This window comes from Mycobacterium sp. (assembly GCF_049802695.1).
Lineage (GTDB): Bacteria > Actinomycetota > Actinomycetes > Mycobacteriales > Mycobacteriaceae > Mycobacterium.
Window position 1 is genome coordinate 1 of the sequence record NZ_JBARMY010000405.1, and the last position, 3,875, is coordinate 3,875.

Consider the following 3,875-nt stretch of genomic DNA (forward strand, 5'->3'; position numbering starts at 1 on the left):
GGCCGCGGCCATGCCGCCGAGGAACAGAAACACTGAGATGGCGAGCAGCGAATGCATGGAGGCTGCGCCGTAGGCGGCGGCTGCCGTCAACGCCGAACCCGCGGTGAGCACGATCCGCTCACCGAACCGGTCCAGCAGATAGCCCCAGACGAACAGCGTCGCGACCATGCCCCAACTGGGCATGGACGACAACAGCCCGGCTTCTGCCAGCGGGGTCCCCCGCTCGGCCTCCAACGCCGGAATCAAGAAGGCGACACCGTTGATGAAAATGAAGGCACTTGCCGTCACGCCCAGCGAGAGCGCCACCATAAGCCAGCGCGCGGGGGCGCTAAGCGACTCTCTGGGCACTAATCCATGCTGTCATATGCAATTCATATGTCATGGTCAGCAAATTCACGTTTGAGGCGTGTCGGCGGCGGGCGGTGTCTGGTTCGGCGCGCATCGTCGGCGGGCGGTGTCTGATTCGGCGCGCATCGTCGGCGGGCTAGGCTGTCACGAATGCGCCTGGGTCGAATCGCCAGCCCCGACGGAGTCGCCTTCGTCAGCATCGAAGGGGCGGTGAAGGACCCCGACGGATTGACGGCGCGCGAGATTGCAGAACATCCCTTCGGCACCCCGACCTTCACCGGCCGGTCCTGGCCGCTGGCCGACGTGCGGCTGCTGGCTCCCATGCTGGCCAGCAAAGTCGTCTGCGTAGGCAAGAACTATGCGGCCCACGTCGCCGAGATGGGCGGCACCGCGGCGCCGGTCGACCCGGTGATCTTCATCAAGCCCAACACCGCGATCATCGGGCCGAACGTGCCGATCCGGTTGCCGGCCAATGCATCGCCTGTACATTTCGAGGGCGAGCTGGCCGTGGTCATCAGCCGTCCGTGCAAAGACGTGCCGGCTGCCCGCGCCGCGGACAGCATCTTGGGTTACACGGTCGGCAACGATGTTTCCGCCCGCGACCAGCAGCAAGCCGACGGGCAGTGGACCCGCGCGAAGGGCCACGACACGTTCTGCCCGGTTGGACCGTGGATCACCACCGAGGTCGACCCGGCTGACCTGGAACTGCGCACTGAGGTCAACGGTCACGTCAAACAGCACAGTCGCACTTCGCTGATGATCCATGACGTCGGGGCCATCGTGGAGTGGATCTCGTCGGTGATGACTTTGTTGCCTGGCGATCTCATCTTGACCGGGACACCGGAGGGCGTCGGTCCTGTCGAGGACGGCGACACCGTCAGCGTCACCATAGAAGGCATCGGCACTTTGACCAATCCTGTGATCCGCAAGAGAAACTCGTGACCGCAGCGGCCGCCGGCGTGCGGGTGCGGTTCTGCCCGTCGCCCACCGGAGTGCCCCACGTCGGACTCATCCGCACAGCGCTTTTCAACTGGGCCTACGCCCGACACACCGGTGGCACCTTCGTCTTCCGATTGGAAGACACCGATCCGCAGCGCGACAGCGAGGAAAGCTATCTCGCGCTGCTCGACGCGCTGCGGTGGCTGGGCCTGAACTGGGATGAGGGGCCTGAGGTCGGCGGGCCCTACGAACCCTACCGCCAGTCACAACGCCGGCACATCCATCGGGACGTGGTGGCCGCCCTGCTCGCCGCCGGCGAGGCCTACGAAGCTTTCTCGACGCCGGAGGAAGTCGAGGCGCGCCACCTTGCTGCGGGTCGCAACCCCAAACTCGGCTACGACAACTTCGACCGCGACCTGACCGAAGAACAGCGTTCGGCGTACCTGGCCGAGGGCCGCAAGCCGGTGGTGCGGTTGCGAATGCCTGACGAAGATCTCACTTGGCACGACCTGGTTCGTGGGCCGACCACCTTCGCGGCGGGGACGGTACCCGACTTCGCATTGACACGTGCCAGCGGCGACCCGCTGTACACCTTGGTGAACCCCGTCGACGATGCCCTGATGCGGATCACACACGTCCTGCGCGGTGAGGACCTGCTGCCGTCGACGCCTCGCCAGATCGCGTTGTACCGGGCACTGATGCGCATCAGGGTGGCTCAGCAGGTTCCCGAATTTGCCCATCTGCCAACAGTATTGGGTGAAGGCACGAAGAAATTGTCCAAGCGCGACCCGCAATCCAATCTGTTCGCTCATCGTGACCGGGGTTTCATCCCCGAAGGCCTGCTCAATTACCTTGCCTTGCTGGGCTGGTCGATCGCCGAGGACCGAGATCTGTTCAGCCTTGATGAAATGGTGGCCGCCTTCGACGTGGCCGACGTGAACTCCAACCCGGCGCGATTCGACCAGAAGAAGGCCGATGCGCTCAACGCCGAGCACATTCGCCTACTCGCCGCCGACGACTTCGCGCGTCGGCTCTCCGAGTACTTCCGGGTGCACGGCCACGACACCGGGTTGAACGACGCGGGTTTCGCGGTGGCTGCGCACCTGGTGCAGACGCGCATCGTCGTTCTGGGCGACGCCTGGCATTTACTGAAATTCCTCAACGACCAGGAGTATGTGATCGACCCGAAGGCTGCTGCCAAGGAGCTGGGATCGGCTGCTGCACCAGTGCTCGCCGCCGCCGTGTCGGCGCTGGACGGCCTCCCGGGCTGGACGACGGAAAGTATCGAGACTGCCCTCAAGACCGCCCTGCTGGAAGATCTCGCGCTCAAACCGCGCAAGGCGTTCGGCCCGGTCCGAGTCGCCGCCACCGGCACACTGGTCAGCCCGCCATTGTTCGAATCGCTGGAACTACTCGGCCGCGAGCGCAGCCTGCAGCGTCTGCGCGCTGCGCATGACCGGTTAGCGCAGTGCTAGCCGCACGGCATTGCAGGTGACATCTTTGGTAGTCTGCACGTCGGCCCTTGGGCGGCCGGCAGCTGCGGCCGCGCGACCTCGAAAAGGTCGGCGGAAGTCCTCTGACCAGCCGTTTCAGCGGGCCGATGGGGTATGGTGTAATTGGCAACACAGCTGATTCTGGTTCAGCCATTCTAGGTTCGAGTCCTGGTACCCCAGCAAAACCGGTCCCTGACAAGCAATTAGGTGGGCATACCGCCGTGAGCTATGCTGGCAGCTCGGATCGATTCTGGCCCCGTCGTCTAGCGGCCTAGGACGCCGCCCTCTCACGGCGGTAGCGTGGGTTCGAATCCCATCGGGGCTACATACACGATCGCCGGCCGCTACTGCCGGCCGGCCGGTGCGGTCGAGCCGCCGACCGGCATATGTGGCAATCCAAGCTTGCGGTGGTCCCACGACCGGGTACGGCGGCTGACGATGCGCACTGCAATCCGGTTTTTCATCATCTGGTCGACGAACGGTTTGACGTCGTCGCTGTAGGACCCGGTGTAGCGTTCCCACACGCTGACCCCGACCCGGAAGATCGCCTCGGGATCGTCAACGATCTCGGCCGCGCCTTCGAAGGACACGCCGCGCAGCGTGTCATAGGTTTGGCCGTCCTCGAGCAGAAAGCTCACCCGCGAGTCTCGGCGGAGGTTCACGGCTTTCTGCGACTTGGCTTTGGTCTCCAACCAGATCTCGCCGTCGACCACGCCGTACCACATCGCGGTCAGGTGCGGCTGCCCGTCTGGTCCGACGGTGGCCAGTGTGCCGGTGCGGTTAATGGCGACGAACTCGGCGATCTCGGAGTCAGACATGACAATCTGCGCGCGCTGGTTGGATCCCATCGCTTCAGTCTGTCAGGTCGCGACGGGCGAGCCGCTTTGCCCGGCGCGCGCATATGACTGTCAGATGAGGCGGGCTAGCTCGTCAGCGGCGGCCAACAGGTCGGCGGCCCAACGGATGCCGGGCCGACGTCCCATTCGATCGATCGGGCCGGACACCGATATGGCGCCGACCACGACCCCGCGGCTGTCGCGCACGGGCGCCGAAACGCTGGCGACGCCGGGCTCCCGCTCGGCCAGGCTCTGTGCC

At 65.1% G+C, this 3,875-nt stretch carries 5 protein-coding genes and 2 tRNA genes; 4 read left to right on the top strand and 3 right to left on the bottom strand.

All coding sequences use genetic code 11. From position 1 onward, the window contains the following. Positions 1-309, bottom strand: a 309-nt coding sequence (locus WA317_RS16490) for an MFS transporter (RefSeq protein ID WP_425174055.1), incomplete at its 3' end; no start/stop codon positions are given. Between the two features lie 189 nt (positions 310-498). Between WA317_RS16490 and WA317_RS16495 the strand changes: the two genes are divergently transcribed. From WA317_RS16495 to WA317_RS16510, 4 genes are all read left to right on the top strand, one after another. Continuing rightward, positions 499-1,290: a fumarylacetoacetate hydrolase family protein gene (locus WA317_RS16495; protein WP_425174051.1), complete on the top strand. Its 792-nt coding sequence runs from the start codon at positions 499-501 to the stop codon at positions 1,288-1,290. Next, positions 1,287-2,762, top strand: a complete 1,476-nt coding sequence (gene gltX, locus WA317_RS16500; RefSeq protein ID WP_425174052.1) for a glutamate--tRNA ligase — start codon at positions 1,287-1,289, stop codon at positions 2,760-2,762. The genes WA317_RS16495 and gltX overlap by 4 nt, the downstream gene beginning before the upstream one ends. A gap of 126 nt (positions 2,763-2,888) precedes the next feature. Further along, positions 2,889-2,960 (top strand) — tRNA-Gln (locus tag WA317_RS16505). A 72-nt stretch (positions 2,961-3,032) separates the two neighbouring features. Beyond that, a tRNA-Glu gene (locus WA317_RS16510) sits at positions 3,033-3,105 on the top strand. 19 nt (positions 3,106-3,124) lie between these two features. Here WA317_RS16510 and WA317_RS16515 read toward each other — a convergent pair. Together WA317_RS16515 and WA317_RS16520 are read right to left on the bottom strand one after the other, a co-directional pair. After that, entirely contained in the window at positions 3,125-3,628 is a 504-nt protein-coding gene (locus WA317_RS16515) for a pyridoxamine 5'-phosphate oxidase family protein (RefSeq protein ID WP_425174053.1), read from the bottom strand. Positions 3,629-3,688: 60 nt separating this feature from the next. Then, a partial coding sequence (locus WA317_RS16520; RefSeq protein WP_425174054.1) for an IclR family transcriptional regulator domain-containing protein occupies positions 3,689-3,875 on the bottom strand: 187 nt, incomplete at its 5' end.

Bases quoted from the DNA above. Each gene is read 5' to 3' on its own strand.
- WA317_RS16515 (WP_425174053.1), bottom strand. From the start codon at position 3,628: ATGGGATCCAACCAGCGCGCGCAGATTGTCATGTCTGACTCCGAGATC.
- WA317_RS16495 (WP_425174051.1), top strand. From the start codon at position 499: ATGCGCCTGGGTCGAATCGCCAGCCCCGACGGAGTCGCCTTCGTCAGC.